The organism is Poseidonocella sp. HB161398, from assembly GCF_005870025.1.
Lineage (GTDB): Bacteria > Pseudomonadota > Alphaproteobacteria > Rhodobacterales > Rhodobacteraceae > Mangrovicoccus.
The window spans coordinates 1-1,507 of record NZ_VATA01000215.1 but is presented as its reverse complement, the minus strand read 5'-3'; the positions used below and the strand labels follow the sequence as shown (position 1 = coordinate 1,507).

Annotated in this window: 2 protein-coding genes; both read left to right on the top strand. The window is 65.4% G+C overall.

Annotated features, from left to right (window positions below; all coding sequences use genetic code 11):
- The first annotated feature begins 109 nt into the window (after positions 1-109).
- Positions 110-301 (top strand): hypothetical protein, encoded by a 192-nt coding sequence (locus FGX59_RS38015; RefSeq protein ID WP_171061027.1) that lies wholly within the window; start codon positions 110-112, stop codon positions 299-301.
- A 17-nt stretch (positions 302-318) separates the two neighbouring features.
- Entirely contained in the window at positions 319-699 is a 381-nt protein-coding gene (locus FGX59_RS38010; RefSeq protein ID WP_171061026.1) for a transposase, read from the top strand.
- Positions 700-1,507 lie beyond the last annotated feature (808 nt).

The window sequence follows — 1,507 nt, the reverse complement described above, 5'->3', positions numbered from 1 at the left end:
CCGCAATGACAGGCCGGACACACGACTGCACCCGATCACATCCCGCCACCTTCCTAAGTTCTGCTTGCATTCGCGGGGGCGTCCACACACGACCCTACCGAGAAACCCGATGGCCACCGCCAGCTACACCACGCCCCGGGACATGATCCCTTTCGAAGCGCGCATCCGGGAACTGGCTGCTGGCAAACCCCTTCTGGAAGTCGCCACGGACGTGGTTCTGAAGGCCCGGGCGGAGTTGCGTCGGGACTTGGCGATCCTGGAACGGCCTCTCCGGGATCATGGCAAGTCCGATCCCGCCTGAAGATGACGATGCCCGGCGTGGGTGCGATCATCGCGCTTACGGTGAAATCCGCGATCGACGATCCGGACCGCTTCCGCCGTTCCAGGGATATCGGCCCATGGGCTGGCTTGACCCCGCGCCGCGAGCGATCGGGGCAGCGCGATGTCATCGGCCAGATCGCCCGGGCCGGGGATGTCGGATTGCGTACGGCGCCCTACCAGGCTGCGATCGTGATGCTGAACCGCGGGCGGCGCAACTGGCTGACCGCCTGGGCATTGCGCGTTTCCCGGCGGCGCGGGAGGAAGTGCGCAACCGTCGCCCTGGCGCGGCGCATCGGCATCGTCCTCCATCGCATGTGGCGCGATGATTGCGAATTCCGCTTCACGCGAGCGGAAGCAACGGCGGTGTGCGCGGCTTGAGCCGCTGAAATCCCGATCCGCAGAATAAGGAGGAGCTGTGCCGCGCCGGGGTGCGCAGGATTACCGGGGCCGCAAGCCGGGACGCGGTTCCCGACGATGCCGCAACCCCCCTCGCATCATCCTCTGAATGCGCCGTTCAGATCGGCACGCGGGAACCGCTCTTGAACCTGGCATGATGTGGCAGCCACCGCGCTGACTGCGGACGGAAGCAGTATCCTGATCTTGGGACCGCCCCGTCTTTCCTCGACCCGTTTGCGGCATCCCACAGCAACGTCCCAACGGCCACAGCATGTGCCGTCGCCAAATGAAACCGGCCCCGTCAAGCGCGCCGTGCAGCACCTCATGACGCGTTGATTGCGTGTTCCCGTCCGATCCTTGACGTAAGCCGCCCCAATACAGAAGGATGCCCATTCGCGGCTTTGCCCGGTTGCCGATCCCCGGTCCACCCACCGTGGCGAAGACGGCGCGCAGATGCTGGAGGGGGCTGCAGCAAAACCGGCGATCCGAAACCGATCAGGGCCACGACGGCTGCGAGTTCGTCTCGCGGGACCTCGAGCTCCGGGCCTGTGCCAACATGGTCGCTCTGGACGTCTCGCGACCGGGACCGGCCACAGAGAATGGTTCAATGCGAGGCGTCCAGCGCCCGGTTCGCGAAGGAGTGGCGTTAGAGCCACGGCTATCGTCGTTCGGACCGATGGCGCAACTTCGGCACCTGAGCGAAGATGTTTCGGGATACCCCCCTTGGTGATGCTGACGAATCCTTTCCTGAGGTCGTTCAGGTCCTCGATCCCCGGCACCCGCTCTATGG

Bases quoted from the DNA above. Each gene is read 5' to 3' on its own strand.
- FGX59_RS38015 (WP_171061027.1), top strand. From the start codon at position 110: ATGGCCACCGCCAGCTACACCACGCCCCGGGACATGATCCCTTTCGAA.